The organism is Polaromonas sp. P1_E12, assembly GCF_056405975.1.
Genome location: NZ_JBFUBB010000004.1, coordinates 452929 through 468868 on the forward strand (window position 1 = coordinate 452929; position 15940 = coordinate 468868).

A 15940-nucleotide genomic window follows, 5' to 3' on the forward strand; every position below is an offset into this window, starting at 1 on the left:
CAACAAACGCCAGAAACATGTCCGCACATAACCTGTCCTGAAAGCCGCAGAGTGATTGACCAGTACATCCGCGACCACCAGCTCAACGCCATGCGACTGGCCGGCCGCAAGGTTGGTGCCGGCCGGACCGGTGACCGCGCGATCGAGGTGTTCGATCCGTACACGGCGAAGCTGCTGGGCAGCGTGCCCAAGGCTACGCTTGAGGAAGTCCGTGAGACTTTCGCCAAGGCGCACGCCTGCAAGCCCCAGCTGAGCCGTTATGAACGCGCAGCCATCCTCAACCGCGCGGCGGCCATCGTCCAGTCGCGGTTGATGGAGGTCGCGAATCTCATCACGGCGGAGGCAGGGCTGTGCCTGAAGGATTCCATCTACGAAGCAGGCCGTGTCAGTGACGTGCTGCTCTTCGGCGCAACCGAAGTGCTCAAGGACGACGGCCAGATCTTCAGCTGCGACCTCACGCCGCACGGCAAGAAGCGTCGCGTCTACACGCACCGCTCCCCGCTCCTGGGCGTGATCACCGCCATCACGCCTTTCAACCACCCGATGAACCAGGTGGCGCACAAGGTGGTGCCCAGCATTGCAACCAATAACCGCATGGTGCTCAAGCCGTCCGAGAAAGTGCCTTTCTCTGCCCTCCTGTTCGCCGACATCCTTTATGAGGCGGGTTTGCCGCCCGAAATGCTCAGCGTGATAACGGGCGACCCGCGCGAGATTGCGGACGAATTGATCACCAACCCATTGGTGGACCTGGTGACATTTACGGGTGGCGTGGCCATCGGAAAGTACATTGCCGGCAAGGCCGGCTACCGGCGCGTGGTGCTGGAGCTGGGCGGCAACGACCCCATCATCGTGATGGAGGATGCCGATCTCAACGAGGCCTCCACGCTGGCCGTGCAGGGTTCCTATAAGAATTCGGGCCAGCGTTGCACGGCCATCAAGCGGCTCATGGTGCATGAGGCGGTGGCGGGCGAATTTGTGGAGCAGGTGCTGGCCAAGACCCTGGCCTGGAAATACGGCGACCCGGCCGACAAGGCCAATGACATGGGCACGGTGATTGATGAGCCGGCAGCCATGCTGTTTGAGTCGCGTGTGAATGAGGCGGTGGCGCAGGGCGCGAAATTGCTGGCGGGCAACCATAGGCGCGGCGCGCTTTATTCGCCTACGCTGCTGGACCATGTGTTACCGCAGATGACGGTGGCGCGCGAGGAAACCTTCGGGCCCGTCTCTCCGGTCATACGTTTCAAAAACATCGACGAAGCTATCCAGATTTCGAACGGCACGGCCTACGGCCTTTCAAGCGCCGTCTGCACCAACCGCCTGGACTATATCAACCGGTTTGTCAGCGAGCTGCATGTCGGTACCGTCAATGTGCGGGAGGTGCCGGGCTATCGCCTGGAGCTCACGCCTTTCGGTGGTATCAAGGATTCGGGCCTGGGCTATAAAGAGGGTGTGCAGGAAGCGATTAAAAGCTTTACCAACCTGAAAACTTATTCGCTCCCCTGGAATGGCTAAAGTTCTCCCCGAAGCGCCTTCGGCGCCCCGTGCAACGGCCAGAGGCCGAAGCTCTTCGAGGCCGTCCAAGCCTGCGAAGGCAGGCTTGGAGCCGCGGCTCTCAGCCCCAGGGGCGGCCACCAGCGGCCCGGCAAAGCCGGTTCCGCGGCGGCCACTGGCGAAAGCGTTCTTCTTTTCGAGTTCACTTTTCTAGGAATTCACGTGCTGAACTTTGACGACATCGAACACCTTTTCAAAGAGCGCGGCGGCGAACAATACAGCGGCGAGCCCGTAACGCAGCTGCAGCACGCGCTGCAGACTGCGGCACTCGGCGAAGCCGAAGGCGCGAGCGATGCCCTGGTGACCGCGGCGCTGTTGCATGACCTTGGGCATCTTCTGCACGACCTGGGCGAAACACCGTCGCTGCGTGGTGTGGATGATGTGCATCAGTACCGAGCACTGCCTTTTTTGCGGGGTCTTTTCCCCGACGAGGTGTTGGACGCCATCAAGCTGCATGTGGACGCCAAGCGCTATCTGTGCGCGGCGCGGCGTGGTTACCATTCCAGCCTTTCAGCGGATTCCAAACGCAGCTTGCAGTTGCAAGGCGGCATTTTTTCCGCTGAAGAAGCGGCGCGCTTCATCGCGCAGCCCGGTGCCGGGGATGCGGTGAAGCTGCGCCTCTGGGACGATCTTGCGAAAGATGCGCACAAGGCCACGCCGCCACTGGCGCACTACCTGGCACGGGCCAGGCGCTGCACCCTTCCCGCCGCAGAGCCCTCGCTTGCCGCCTGAAATTCTGGCACTGACGTGGCCGGTGCTGGGCGCTGTGCTGTTTGGCGCGCTGCTGCACGCAGGCTGGAATGCCCTGGTGAAGTCCAGTGCCGACAAGGCGCTGGACATGGCGGTCATTCACCTGATCGGCTCTGTGCTGGCGTTGCCGCTGGTGCTGGTGGTGGGCCTGCCGCGTATCGAGGCCTGGCCGTTTATCGGCGCTTCGGTGCTGATCCACATCGGCTATTTCATCGCGACCACACAGGCCTACAAGCACGGCGACCTGGGGTTGACCTATCCACTGATGCGCGGTGTGGCGCCGCTGCTGGTGGCGCTGTCGGCAACCTTCACGTTGGGCGAAACTTTGAGCCCGCTGGCGTGGGCCGGCATCCTGGGCATCTCCGGCGGCGTGCTGGTGCTGGGCTTGAGCCGCCATGCCCTGCATGCCCCCAAGGCGGTTGGCTTTGCGCTGGCCAACGCGCTCATCATTGCCATATATACGGTGGTGGATGGACTGGGCGTTCGCGCCTCCGGCAATGCCCTGCAATACGTCGCCACGCTGTTCCTGCTCGACGGCTGGCCCTTCGGCCTCTTGATGATGGCGCGGCGCGGGCGTGCCATGGCCGACTACGCCCGCCATCGCTGGCCTGTGGCTACCGGCGGCGCGCTGGCGTCGCTGGGCTCCTACGGAATCGCGCTGTGGGCCATGACACGCGCGCCGGTGGCTACGGTGGCGGCGCTGCGCGAAACCTCGGTGCTGTTCGCCGTTTTGCTGGGCACCTGGATGTTGAAAGAAACATTTACCGTGCGCCGTTTTGTGGGCACCTGCGCGATTGTGGGCGGCGTGATGGCGATACGGTTGGCCTAGATATGAGTTCCCCCCCGAAGCGCCTTCGGCGCCTCCCCCTCAAGGGGGCGCGGCCTGCGGCCCGGCAAAGCCGGTTCCGCGGCAGCCGCTGATTTCATACCGTAGAGGACTGCACGCATGAATATCCCGACTCAAGCGCAGATCGTCATTGTGGGTGGCGGCATCGCCGGGTGCTCCGTGGCCTATCACCTGGCCAAAATGGGCAAGACAGACGTACTGCTGCTCGAGCAGGGCAAGCTCACCAGCGGAACCACCTGGCATGCGGCCGGCCTGGTCGGCCAGATGCGGCCCAACCGCAACATGACGCAGATGAGCAAGTACGGCATCGAGTTGTATGCCTCGCTTGAGGCTGAAACGGGCCTGGCCACCGGGTGGAAACAATGCGGCAGCGTCAACGTGGCGCGCACGCCGGAGCGCATGAAGGTGCTCAAAAAGCAGGTCGCCATGGCCAACAGCTTTGGCGTGGAATGCCATGAGATCTCGCCGCAGGAAGCCGGCGACAAATATCCCATCATGCGCACCGACGACCTGCAGGGCGCGATCTGGCTGCCGGGCGACGGCAAGGCCAATCCGGCGGACCTTTGCATGTCGCTGGCCAAGGGCGCGCGCAACCGCGGCGTGAAGATGGTTGAAGGCATCGAGGTGACCGGTGTCATCATTGAAAACGGCAGGGCTGTGGGCGTGAAGACCGCGCAGGGTGACGTGCGCTGCGAAGTCGTCGTCAATTGCGCCGGCCAATGGGCGCGGCAGTTCGGCAAGCTCGCGGGCGTGAATGTGCCGCTGTATTCGGCCGAGCATTTCTACATCGTCACCGGCAAGATTCCGGGTGTGCACCCCATGCTGCCGGTCATGCGCGACCCGGACGGCTACATCTACTACAAGGAAGAAGTCGGCGGCCTGGTGATGGGCGGCTTTGAACCCCAGGCCAAACCCTGGAAGATGGACCCGATTCCGGCTACCTTCCAGTTCGAATTGCTGGACGAAGACTGGGACCAGTTCGAACCGCTGATGACCGCCGCGCTGCACCGCACGCCGTGCCTGGAGACGGCCGAAATCAAGATGCTGCTCAACGGGCCGGAGAGTTTTACGCCCGACGGCAACTTCATCCTGGGTGAGGCGCCTGAACTGCGCAACTACTTTGTCTGCGCGGGTTTCAACTCCGCCGGCATTGCCAACAGCGGCGGCGCGGGCCGGCTCATGGCCGAATGGATTGTGGGTGGCGAGCCCAGCACCGATTTGTGGGACGTGGACATACGCCGTTTCGGCAGCTTCACCGGCAACCGCAGGGCCCTGGCCGAGCGCACCGGTGAGACACTGGGCCTGCACTATGCGATGCGCTGGCCGAGGCAGGAACTGGAAACGGCGCGGCCGTTGCGTACCTCACCGCTGTACGACATCCTGGCCGCCAGAGGCGCGGAGTTCGGCAGCAAGAATGGCTGGGAGCGTGCAAGCTATTTCAGGCCGGAGGGGCAGGCGCGCCCGGAATACTCCCTCGATAAACCGGTCTGGCTACCCTGGATGATTGAAGAGCAAAAGGCCACGCGCGAAACCGTTGCCCTTTACGACCAGACCTCGTTCTCCAAATACCTGTTGCAGGGCCGCGATGCACTGGCCGTGTTGCAGCGCCTGTGCGCCAACGAGATGGGCGTGCATGTCGGCAAGATGGTCTACACCGCCATGCTCAATGAGCGCGGCGGTTTTGAAAGTGACTTGACCGTGATGAGGCAAGCCGCGAACCAATTCCTCATCATCACCGGCTCCGCGCAAACGGTAAGGGACTTCGACTGGATCGCTCGGCATATCGGCGAGGCGGAGCATGCGGTGCTCACCGATGTGTCTGCGATGTACTCGGTGCTGTCGGTGATGGGGCCGAAGGCGCGTGAGCTGCTGGCGCTCGTTAGCCCGGACGACCTGTCGCCCGAGGCGCTGAAGTTCTCATGGACGAAGGACATCGATGTCGGCTTTGCCCGCGTGCGCGCCGCCCGCATGAGTTATGTGGGCGGGCCGGGCTTTGAGCTCTACACGCCGATCGAAATGGCGCGCCATGTGTACCTGGCACTGATGGAGGCCGGTAAGGCACTGGGCATTCGCGATGCGGGCTACTACGCGCTGGATGCGCTTCGCATCGAACAGGGCCGGCGCGCCTGGGGCGCAGAGCTTGGCCCGGACGAAACGCCGTGGGAGGCCGGGCTGGCCTTCAGTGTGAGGCTCGACAAGCCCGCTGACTTCATCGGCAAGGCCGCGTTGCTCAATTCACAGGGACTGGCCCTGCGCAAAAAGCTGGTCACGCTGGTGTTTGACACGCCGGACGCCTTTGCCTGGGGCGGGGAAGCGATTGTGATGGGCGGGCAAACGGTGGGCGAAATCTCATCGGTCGGCTGGAGCCCGCTGGCCGGCGCCTGCGTGGCCCTGGGTTATGTGCGCGGCGGCAGCGCCAATCAGCCGCATGCCGGAACGCCCGCGCAAATCGAGCTGTGGGGCGAGCGCATCGGCGTGAAGCTTTACGATAAGTGGCCGCTTGCCAAATCCTGATTCGCTATCATTTCAGGAGCTGCTCGCGCAAGTACTGTATGGCCTTCAGGCGTTTTCTTAAAAATTTCCGGACCCAAAGGGCGTGGATGCAGGTGCGGCCGCTACTGGCCGTCAGGTAAATCCATGCCGACAAAACGCACGGTGACGCGCGTGCCCGGCGTTTGCGGGTGGCCCGGCAGGGCCGCATCTTCAATCGTGATGGTGGCGCCGTGTTGCTTGGCGATTTCCAGGACGATAGCCAGGCCCAGGCCGGAGCCGTCGACGTTGGTGCCCAGCGTGCGGTAGAACGGCTGGAACACCAGCTCGCGCTCGGACTCAAGGATGCCCGGCCCGGAGTCTTCTACCAGCAGCACCAGCACGCCGCTGAAGCGGTCGGTCATGAGCCGCAGCGTGACCTGTCCTTTTTCGGGCGTGTAGTTGATGGCGTTGTCCAGCAGGTTGCGCACCAGCTCCTTGAGCAGGGTCGGGTTGCCTTCCAGCTGAGTCGCCTGCTCGCCGGCGGCGGGCCCGTCGTAGCCGAGGTCGATCTGTTTTTCAAGGGCGCGAGGCACCGAGTCGGCCATCACTTCCGACACGATATGCACCAGGTCGATGTGCAGCTTGGCGAGGCTGCGGCCCGTGGTCTCGGCGCGCGCCAGCGCCAGCAGCTGGTTGACGGTGTGGGTGGCGCGTATGCTGGCACGGCCGATGTGCTTGAGCGATTTTTTGAGTTCATCGGCATCGGTTTCGCGCTGCGCCAGGTCGGCCTGCATGCGCAGGCCCGCCAGCGGTGTCTTCAACTGATGCGCGGCATCGGCGAGAAAGCGTTTCTGCGTGGTCAGCGACACCTTGAGCCGGCTCAGCAAATCGTTGATGGAGGACACCAGCGGTGCTACCTCTTCCGGCACCGCGGTTTCATCGAGCGGGCTCATGTCGTCGGACTTGCGTGCGCGGATGCGCTTTTCAAGCTGGGCCAGCGGCTTGATGCCGCGCACCAGTGCCAGCCACACCAGCAGTACGGCCAGCGGTAGCGTTACGAACTGCGGCACCATGGTGCCCTTGACGATTTCAGTGGCCAGGGTCTTGCGCTTTTCCAGTGTCTCGGCCACTTGCACCAGCACCATCTGGGCGGACACGGCTTCGGGTGCGCCAGCGCCCTTGTCGCTGCGCGGTGCAGCCGCCTTGCCTGTCGGCGCCGGGGCTTTGACCTCGACCTTGAGCCAGGTATAGGCCACGCGGACATCTTCGCCCTGGATCAGGTCTTCGCGCAGCCGCACCTCGCCGTTGGTAGGCTTGTCTTCATCGGGCGGCAGGGGCAGGTCGTGCTCGCCGCTGAGCAGTTCGCCTTGCGTGCCCACGACCTGGTAATAGACCAGGTCGGTGTCATCGGCACGCAGGATCTCGCGCGCAGGCGCCGTCAGGTTGAACTGGACCTGGTTGTTTTTGACCGCCACCAGCTTGGCCAGTGCCTGCACGTTGTATTCAAGCGCACGGTCAAACGGCTTGCCGGCAATGTTCTGCGCCACCAGCCAGGTCAGCGCCAGGCTGATCGGCCAGAGCAACAACAGTGGCGTGAGCATCCAGTCGAGGATTTCGCCGAAAAGGCTTCGGCGCTCACGCTGGAAGAGCCTTAATGCCACAGCCTAGAGCGCGGTGGCGTTATCTTCAAGCCAGCATGAGCCGCGGAACTGGCTTTGCCAGGCCGCAGGCGGGCGGCCCCCTCGGGGGGCAGGAAGCTACACGGAGTGAGCGACCGTGGGGGCATTGTTCAACCTGGTATTTTTTCGAGGCAGTAACCCAGGCCTCGAACTGTTGCAATCCGCACCGGGCCTTTTTCAATCTTCTTGCGCAGCCGGTGGATGTACACCTCGATCGCGTTGTTGCTGACCTCTTCGCCCCATTCGCAGAGGCGTTCCACCAGCTGGTCCTTGCTGACGAGGCGGCCGGCGCGTTGCAGCAGCACTTCGAGCAAGCCGAGTTCGCGCGCCGACAGCTCCAGCATCTGGCCATCAATGGTGGCCACGCGTCCGGCCTGGTCGTACACCAGCGGGCCGTGCTTGATGGTGCTGCTGGCGCCGCCCATGCCTCGGCGGATCAGCGCACGCACGCGGGCTTCCAGCTCCTGCAGCGAAAACGGTTTGGCCATGTAGTCGTCGGCGCCGTAGTCCAGGCCCTTGACGCGTTCTTCCACGCTGTCGGCGGCGGTCAGGATCAGCACCGGCATGGCCGAGCCGCGGGCGCGCAGTCGCTTGAGCACTTCCAGCCCGTGCATGCGCGGCAAGCCCAGATCCAGGATCAGCAGATCGAATTCGGTGTTGGTGAGCAGCGCGGCGTCGGCTTCGGTGCCGCTGGCCACGTGGTCGGCTGCCGCACCGGAGGCACGCAAAGTGCGCAGCAGGCCGTCGGCCAGGACCTGGTCATCTTCGGCAATCAGGATACGCATGGTTGTCTCCGGGTGGGGCGGCAGCGCCTGCTGCGCCGCAAGTTAGTGTGTTTGCCTGAATTTTAGGCGCTTGCGTCTGTCCCAGGTGCAGGGAGTTACGCGCGGTGAGCGACCGTGGGTGCCACATTCAGCCTGCATATGCTTCCAGTCCCAGCGCCACCACTGTGGCTACATCATGCCCCACAGCCTGGCGAAACTCATCCTCGGCTTGCCGAACCGCTCTGTGAAAGGCTTCCAGCCAGAGCAGGCCCGATTCGGTGAACAGCACCTGGCGGGCGCGTTTGTCGTGCGGGTCGGGCTGGCGCGTCACCAAACCCCAGGCTTCGCATTGGTCGACGAGGTCGCCCATGGCCTGCTTGCTCATGCCGGCGCTTTGCGCGAGGTCCGTCAGGCGCGAGCCGCCCACGGCCAGGTGGCGTGTGATGTGGATATGCGCAGCGCCGACCTGGTCGCGCGCCGCGAGGTTGGACAGCGCCAGCGGTACCTCAATGCTGCTGGCCATCAGTGACAGCACGCGCTCGTCAAAGCGGCGCAGCGCGTGGCCCATCAGCCGGCCCAGGTGGGTCTGCCGCCAGCCGGCTTCGGTGGCGCCAAAGGGGCTGGAAATGTGAGGTGGATTGACTGCTTCGGGCATGAAATCATGGTATCTCAATTGATCAGGCAAACTGACTAAAAATAGGGTTTACTTATTTCGATGACGCCCATAAAGTACTGATCATGCATCCAGCGCTGTGATTAAAAGCAGAGGCTGGAAATTAGAGCAAAAAGTTTTACATCATTGATTTTCAAGGAGTTTTTCATGGAACTGACCAGCAAACTGAACCCCGCTCAAAACCCTGTGCAAAGCGCCGCCCTGAACACCGAGAAGGCCAAGGCCCTGCAGGCCGCGCTGGCCCAGATCGAAAAGCAGTTCGGCAAAGGCACCATCATGAAGCTGGGCGACGGCGAGGTGATCGAGGACATCCAGGTCGTTTCCACCGGCTCCCTGGGCCTGGACATCGCCTTGGGCGTCGGCGGCCTGCCGCGCGGCCGTGTGGTTGAAATCTACGGCCCTGAATCGTCGGGCAAAACCACGCTGACCCTGCAGGTCATCGCCGAAATGCAAAAACTGGGCGGCACCTGCGCCTTTGTGGATGCCGAGCACGCGCTGGACATCCAGTACGCGCAAAAGCTGGGCGTGAACCTGCAAGACCTCCTGATCAGCCAGCCCGACACCGGCGAGCAGGCGCTTGAAATCGTTGATTCGCTGACCCGCTCCGGCGCGGTCGATTTGATCGTGGTGGACTCGGTGGCGGCACTCACGCCCAAGGCCGAGCTTGAAGGCGAAATGGGCGACTCGCTGCCCGGCCTGCAGGCCCGCCTGATGAGCCAGGCGCTGCGCAAGCTCACCGCCACCATCAAGAAGGCCAATTGCATGGTCATCTTCATCAACCAGATCCGCATGAAGATCGGCGTGATGTTCGGCTCGCCCGAAACCACCACCGGTGGCAATGCACTGAAGTTCTACGCCTCGGTGCGCCTGGACATCCGCCGCATCGGCTCCATCAAGAAGGGCGAAGAGGTGATCGGCAACGAAACCCGGGTCAAGGTGGTCAAGAACAAGGTGGCCTCGCCGTTCAAGACGGCAGAGTTCGACATCCTCTACGGCGAGGGCATCAGCCGCCTGGGCGAGGTGCTGGATCTGGGCGTCGCCGGCCACATCGTTGAAAAAGCCGGTGCGTGGTACGCCTTCAACGGCGAAAAAATCGGCCAGGGGCGCGACAACTCGCGTGAGTTCCTGAAAGAAAACCCCGAACTCGCCATCGAGATCGAAAACAAGGTGCGCGAATCGCTGGGTATTCCGCTGGTGCAAGCCGCGGCCGGCACCGAGCCAGCACCGGCTGAAAAGGCGCCCAAGGCCGAGAAAGCCGAAAAACCCGCCAAAGTAGCCGCCTGAGCCTGTCTTTTGAATGCCAAATAAGGCGACAGACCAATCAGAATGGGCGCAAGCAGCTATCAAAAGAGTAGCGCTTGCATTTCAATCTGGCTGGGTCCCTTGACATGGAAAACCCGGCAGACAGCTCCCCCGCCAAACCCGCCCGCCGCGCGGGTTTTGGCCTTTCCCTCAAGGGCCGTGCATTGCGTTACCTGGCCGCGCGCGAACATTCACGCGCCGAACTTGAACGCAAGCTGGCTCCGCATGAAGAAACGCCGGGCCAGCTGAAGGCGGTGCTCGACGACCTTGAGCTCAAGGATTTCATCAGCGAAGAGCGTGTCATCGATTCGGTCATCAACCGGCGTTCCCGCAAGCTGGGCGCCTCGCGTATCCAGCAGGAGCTGCAGGCCAAAGGACTGGACGTGACGGCCATACGGGAAGCGGTTGGGCAGCTTAAGGCCACCGAGCGCGAACGGGCGCGAGACATCTGGCAGCGAAAGTTTGGCACAGCCCCGGCCAACCCCGCAGAACATGCCCGGCAAATCCGATTTCTGGCGGGAAGAGGTTTTACACTGGAGGTTGCATCGTGGGTGCTCAAAAATCCTGATAACGAAGGAGCTTGAGATCCAGGCTGCAGTGGCCCTTCCTCCCAAAGTCTGGCCTGGGAATGTGAAAAGCTTTCAGGAGTCAGCCATTTTCCAGAGTATCCGCACCCTTCTGGCACGCAATAAAAGCGCTGTATCTGCCGGACCGATTGTCCCGGACGAAGATGCCCAGTCATTGCGCTCACGTGGCAACGAATTGTTGGCACAAGGCAGGATTTCCGAGGCCACCGACTGCTATCGCCGGGTGGTTGCCATGACACCGAACGATGGCTTGGCCCATGTCAACCTGGGTTATGGCCTGATGGAACTGGGCCAGTTGCGGGAAGCTGTTGATAGTTTTCACCATGCGATCCGACTGGACGCAACACTGCTTGATGCGCATTTTCTGCTGGGCCAGGTGCAGATGCAGTTGCACTTGACGGAGGAGGGCATCCACAGCTTCAGGGCGGCGCTGGCGCTCAAGCCGGACTTTGATTTCGCCTGGTTCGAGCTGGGCCGCGCCTTCGAGGACCTGGGCCAGCCGGTGCCGGCACTGGATGCGTATGCCCAGGCGCTACGCATCAACCCGGGTTTTACCGACGCGGGCTATCGTCGCATCAGCCTTTTGCTTGCGCATGAGCGCTGGCAGGAGGCCATTGATTTTGCTGACCAGCAATCCGTTGCTGCGGCCCATCCGGTTTTCCCCATGGAGAAAGCTTGCGCACTGAACGGCCTGGAGCGCCACGAAGAGGCCTTGACCATCATCGACAGATCCTTGGCAGCAGATCCGGACGACGTGCCTGCCCTGAGTGGAAAAGCCGCGGTCCTGGCAGCAATGATCCGGCATGAGGAAGCCCTGGAGATTTATGAAAAGATCATTGCCCTCCAGCCTGGAAATGTGGATGCCCTGTCCAACGCTGGCGCGGCCTGCGACCGGCTCAGGCGGTTCGAGCAGGCGATGGATTTTCACCGTCGCGCGCAACACCTCCAGCCAAAGAACCCTGATGTTCTCTATAACCTGGGTTGCACCCTGCTGAGCTTGAGGCAATGCGATGAAGTGGTGGCCATTTGCGAAATCGGGCTGGCTGTGGATGCCCGGCATGCCAACCTGCACTGGAACAAGGCATTTGCACAACTGCTGCTCGGCCAATGGGAAGAGGGGTGGAAGGAGTATGAGTGGCGCTGGTATGCCCATGCGCTGGGGCCGCGCACGCTCAAGCCCGTGTTGTCCCAGCCGATGTGGTCAGGGGAGCCCCTGAAGGGAAAGACCATCTTTCTGTATGCGGAACAGGGCTTGGGCGACTCTATCCAGCTGCTGCGCTATATCCCGGTGATTCTGGCCATGGGTGCACGGATTTTCCTGCATCTGCCAGCGCCATTGCGGCCCCTTTGTGCGGATTGGAAGAGTGGCTGTACTCTGGTGGAAAGCAGGGACGGCAGAGATATTGCGGCATCTTTCGACTTTCAATGCCCGATGTTCAGTCTGCCACTGGCCTTTGGCACGCGCGTCACCAATGTTCCCGGTGCGCCCTATTTGCGAAGCGACCCGGTTCTCAAGCAGGCGTGGGAGGCCAGATTGCCCGCGCGTGACGGCCCGCGCGTAGGTTTGGTCTGGTCCGGCAATGTGGCACTCAAGACTGCGCTGAACCGCTCGATGTCGATGGCCATGCTGCATGAAGCGATGCCACCCGGCTATCAGTTCATCAGCCTGCAGAAGGATGTGAACGAGCCGGATCTGGCCGCGCTGGAGGCATCGGGTATCTTCCACGCCGGGCAGGAATTGCGGACCTTTGCCGATACCCTGGCTCTCGCCGATTGCGTTGATATGGTGATCAGCATTGATACCAGCGTCGCCCATCTGGTAGGAGCCCTGGGCAAGCCGTTGTGGGTCATGCTGCCCTTTCGTCCGGACTGGCGTTGGCTGCTCGACAGGGAGGACTCTCCCTGGTACCCCAGTGCGCGGCTTTTTCGCCAAGGCGAGAATCGCAGCTGGCAGGACGTGGTCAACCAGGTTGGCCGGGAATTGCCGCGCGCGCTACCGTTGTCCTGAGCTCTGCCCGAGGCCCTCGGTTGCCGGGCTTGGCGCGGCGCCTACAGCTTCAGCATCAACTTGAGGTTTTGTACTGCAGCGCCGGATGCGCCCTTGCCCAGGTTGTCCAGCCGCGCTACCAGCACCGCATGGCGGTACTCTTCATTGGCAAACACGCGCAACTCCATCTTGTTGGTGTTGTTGAGCGCCAGCGCATCCAGCTTTCCCGACTCGGGCGCAGCTTCGGCGGTGACCCATTCGCTGCCGGCATAGTGTCTGGCCAGTATGTCCTGCAACTGCGCCCCGGTTGGTTTGCCGGGCAGCAAGTCAAGGTGCAGCGGCAATTGCACCAGCATGCCCTGCTTGAAGTTGCCTACCGACGGAATGAACACCGGCCGGCGTGTGAGCCCTGTGTATTTCATGATTTCGGGCAGGTGCTTGTGTTTCAGGCCCAGGCCGTAAAGTTCAAACAGGGGAGCGGTGCCGGCTTCGTAGTCTTCAATCATCTGCCGGCCGCCGCCGGAGTAACCACTCACGGCGGGAAGGCTCAGCGGGAAGTCGGCAGGCACTACGCCAGCATCCACCAGCGGGCGGATCAGCGCGATCGCACCGGTGGCGTAGCAGCCGGGGTTGCCCACGCGGTCGGCAGCGGCCACGGCGGTGCGCTGGGTCTGGGTCAGTTCGGGAAAGCCGTAAACCCAGCCGGACACGGTGCGGTGAGCCGTGGATGCGTCAATGATTTTGGGCTTTTTGCCGGTCAAGCTGTCAATCATGGCAACCGACTCGCGTGCCGCGTCGTCGTGCAGGCACAGGATCACCATATCCACCTGCGCCATCAGGGCGCGCTTGGCGGCCGCGTCCTTGCGCAGCTCGGGCGCGATGCTGACGAGTTCGATCTGCGGCATGGCTTGCAGCCGCTCGCGGATTTGCAGGCCCGTGGTGCCGGCTTCGCCGTCAATAAATACTTTAGGCATGAACTTCCAGGTACAAAACAAAATGGGCGGCTGGCCGCCCCAGAGGTCAATTTCGGCCCATTTCGGGGTGTAAGGCGGGCACAAGAGTTGTGCGTCGCACCATGATACAGTTCTGCGTTGCTGCCTGCAGTGACCGCCGACGTGGTTTTTTGGGCCGGTGTGGCCTGTTTCCGACACCCCATTCCTCTGCCCAAATCCCTGTTGCACCCCCCTCTTTTACTGAATTCTGAAGGTCTTTCATGAAAATTCACGAGTACCAGGGCAAGGAAATCTTGCGCAATTTTGGTGTGCCAGTGCCGCGCGGCATCCCGGCCTTCACGGTGCAGGAAGCGGTGGAAGCCGCCCAGAAGCTAGGCGGCCCGGTGTGGGTGGTCAAGGCCCAGATCCACGCGGGCGGCCGCGGCAAGGGCGGCGGCGTGAAGGTTGCCAAAACCATCGACGACGTCAAGCGCATTGCCGGCGAAATCCTCGGCATGCAGCTGAAAACGCACCAGACCGGCCCAGAAGGCCAGAAAGTCCGCCGCCTCTATATTGAAGACGGCGCCGACATCCAGAAGGAATACTACGTTTCGGCCGTGACCGACCGTGAGTCGCAAAAGGTGGCCTTCATCGCCTCCAGCGAAGGCGGCATGGACATCGAAGAGGTGGCTCACTCCAACCCTGAAAAAATCATCAAGGTGTTTGTCGATCCGCTGGTCGGTATGACGGACGCCCAGGCGAGGGAAGTCGCCGCCGGCATCGGCATGCCTGCCGACTCTGTGGCGCAAACCGTCGATATCCTGCAAAAGCTCTACAAGTGCTACATGGACACCGATGCGTCGCTGGTTGAAATCAACCCCCTGAACCGCAACGGCAAGGGTGAAGTCATGGCCCTGGACGCGAAGTTCAACTTCGATGCCAACGCGCTGTTCCGCCACCCCGAAATCGTGGCCTATCGCGATCTGGACGAAGAAGACCCGGCCGAAGTCGAAGCCAGCAAGTTCGACCTGGCTTACATCAGCCTGGACGGCAACATCGGCTGCCTGGTCAACGGCGCAGGCCTGGCCATGGCGACCATGGACACCATCAAGCTGTTCGGTGGTGAGCCGGCCAACTTCCTGGACGTGGGCGGCGGCGCAACGGCTGAAAAAGTCACCGAAGCCTTCAAGATCATGCTGAAGAACCCTGATGTCAAAGGCATCCTCGTCAACATCTTCGGCGGCATCATGAAGTGCGACACCATCGCCGACGGCGTGATCACCGCCTGCAAGGCCGTGAACCTTTCGGTTCCACTGGTCGTGCGCATGAAGGGCACCAACGAAGACCTGGGCAAGAAGATGCTGGCCGATTCTGGCCTTCCCATCATCGCCGCAGACACCATGGCCGAAGCCGCGACCAAAATCGTCGCCGCTGTCAAATAAGCCCGGAGCCAAGAACATGTCCATCTACATCAACAAAAACACCAAAGTCATCACCCAGGGCATCACCGGCAAAACCGGTCAATTCCACACCCGCATGTGCCGCGACTACGCGAACGGCAAAGAAGCTTTTGTGGCCGGTGTGAATCCCAAGAAAGCCGGCGAAGACTTCGAAGGCATCCCGATTTTTGCCAACGTGACCGAAGCCGCCAAGGCGACCGGCGCAACCGTGTCGGTCATCTATGTGCCCCCTGCGGGCGCTGCCGCCGCCATCTGGGAAGCTGTTGAAGCCAACCTGGACTTGGCGATCTGCATCACCGAAGGCATTCCGGTCAAGGACATGCTGGAAGTGCGCAACCGCATGAAAGCCAAGGAAGCTGCCGGCGGCAAGAAAACCCTGCTGCTGGGCCCCAATTGCCCCGGCCTGATCACACCTGAAGAAATCAAGATCGGCATCATGCCCGGCCATATCCACCGCAAGGGCCGTATCGGCGTAGTCAGCCGCTCCGGCACGCTGACCTATGAAGCTGTGGCGCAATTGACCGAAATCGGCCTGGGCCAATCGAGTGCAGTCGGTATCGGCGGCGACCCGATCAATGGCCTCAAGCACATTGACGTGATGAAAGCCTTCAATGACGATCCGGACACTGACGCCGTCATCATGATCGGCGAAATCGGCGGTCCCGATGAAGCCGAAGCCGCCCAGTGGTGCAAGGCCAATATGAAAAAACCGATCGTTGGCTTCATTGCTGGTGTGACTGCCCCTGCCGGCAAGCGTATGGGTCACGCGGGTGCGCTGATCTCCGGTGGCGCCGACACGGCGGATGCCAAGCTGGCCATCATGGAGGCTTGCGGCTTCACCGTGACGCGCAACCCGTCGGAAATGGCCAAATTGCTCAAGGCGCTGCTGTAAGCCACCAACGAAAAAGTGATTTAAAAACTTGACCGCGGTCAAGC

General features: G+C 62.0%; 13 protein-coding genes. 9 read left to right on the forward strand and 4 right to left on the reverse strand.

All coding sequences use genetic code 11. The features are described 5' to 3' along the window. Window positions 1–90 precede the first annotated feature (90 nt). The 4 genes from phnY (at window position 91) to AC1D13_RS14610 (ending at window position 5662) form a co-directional block, all read left to right on the forward strand. Window positions 91–1512, forward strand: a complete 1422-nt coding sequence (gene phnY / locus AC1D13_RS14595) for a phosphonoacetaldehyde dehydrogenase (protein ID WP_457282092.1) — start codon at window positions 91–93, stop codon at window positions 1510–1512. Window positions 1513–1713: 201 nt separating this feature from the next. Beyond that, a complete protein-coding gene (locus tag AC1D13_RS14600) occupies window positions 1714–2283 on the forward strand; it encodes a phosphonate degradation HD-domain oxygenase (RefSeq protein ID WP_457282060.1) in 570 nt (189 codons plus the stop codon). Next, window positions 2273–3130 (forward strand): EamA family transporter, encoded by an 858-nt coding sequence (locus AC1D13_RS14605; RefSeq protein ID WP_477665449.1) that lies wholly within the window; start codon window positions 2273–2275, stop codon window positions 3128–3130. The genes AC1D13_RS14600 and AC1D13_RS14605 overlap by 11 nt, the downstream gene beginning before the upstream one ends. Before the next feature lie 117 nt (window positions 3131–3247). Then, the gene (locus tag AC1D13_RS14610; protein WP_477689790.1) at window positions 3248–5662 is read left to right on the forward strand and encodes a GcvT family protein; all 2415 of its coding nucleotides are present in this window, start codon (window positions 3248–3250) and stop codon (window positions 5660–5662) included. A gap of 101 nt (window positions 5663–5763) precedes the next feature. Here AC1D13_RS14610 and AC1D13_RS14615 read toward each other — a convergent pair whose 3' ends face one another. From AC1D13_RS14615 to AC1D13_RS14625, 3 genes are all read right to left on the reverse strand, one after another. Continuing rightward, window positions 5764–7221, reverse strand: coding sequence for a sensor histidine kinase (locus AC1D13_RS14615; protein ID WP_457282063.1), 1458 nt, complete (start codon window positions 7219–7221; stop codon window positions 5764–5766). A 188-nt stretch (window positions 7222–7409) separates the two neighbouring features. Continuing rightward, a complete protein-coding gene (locus AC1D13_RS14620; RefSeq protein WP_007870259.1) occupies window positions 7410–8084 on the reverse strand; it encodes a response regulator in 675 nt (224 codons plus the stop codon). A 127-nt stretch (window positions 8085–8211) separates the two neighbouring features. Further along, the gene (locus AC1D13_RS14625) at window positions 8212–8718 is read right to left on the reverse strand and encodes a MarR family winged helix-turn-helix transcriptional regulator (RefSeq protein ID WP_457282064.1); all 507 of its coding nucleotides are present in this window, start codon (window positions 8716–8718) and stop codon (window positions 8212–8214) included. A gap of 165 nt (window positions 8719–8883) precedes the next feature. On the opposite strand from AC1D13_RS14625, the gene recA reads away from it, so the two are divergent. The 3 genes from recA (at window position 8884) to AC1D13_RS14640 (ending at window position 12633) form a co-directional block, all read left to right on the forward strand. Continuing rightward, the gene (recA, locus tag AC1D13_RS14630) at window positions 8884–10020 is read left to right on the forward strand and encodes a recombinase RecA (protein WP_457282065.1); all 1137 of its coding nucleotides are present in this window, start codon (window positions 8884–8886) and stop codon (window positions 10018–10020) included. A 104-nt stretch (window positions 10021–10124) separates the two neighbouring features. Beyond that, a complete protein-coding gene (gene recX / locus AC1D13_RS14635; RefSeq protein ID WP_477667725.1) occupies window positions 10125–10622 on the forward strand; it encodes a recombination regulator RecX in 498 nt (165 codons plus the stop codon). Next, window positions 10531–12633: a tetratricopeptide repeat protein gene (locus tag AC1D13_RS14640; RefSeq protein WP_477667726.1), complete on the forward strand. Its 2103-nt coding sequence runs from the start codon at window positions 10531–10533 to the stop codon at window positions 12631–12633. Before recX ends, AC1D13_RS14640 begins: the two co-directional genes overlap by 92 nt. A gap of 41 nt (window positions 12634–12674) precedes the next feature. On the opposite strand, the gene argC is transcribed toward AC1D13_RS14640, so the two are convergent. Next, the gene (gene argC / locus AC1D13_RS14645; protein ID WP_457282068.1) at window positions 12675–13586 is read right to left on the reverse strand and encodes an N-acetyl-gamma-glutamyl-phosphate reductase; all 912 of its coding nucleotides are present in this window, start codon (window positions 13584–13586) and stop codon (window positions 12675–12677) included. Window positions 13587–13825: 239 nt separating this feature from the next. On the opposite strand from argC, the gene sucC reads away from it, so the two are divergent. Both sucC and sucD read left to right on the forward strand, forming a co-directional pair. Continuing rightward, on the forward strand, window positions 13826–14986 hold the full coding sequence (gene sucC, locus AC1D13_RS14650) for an ADP-forming succinate--CoA ligase subunit beta (protein ID WP_457282069.1): 1161 nt from the start codon (window positions 13826–13828) through the stop codon (window positions 14984–14986). 16 nt (window positions 14987–15002) lie between these two features. Then, entirely contained in the window at window positions 15003–15896 is an 894-nt protein-coding gene (gene sucD / locus AC1D13_RS14655) for a succinate--CoA ligase subunit alpha (protein WP_457282070.1), read from the forward strand. Window positions 15897–15940 lie beyond the last annotated feature (44 nt).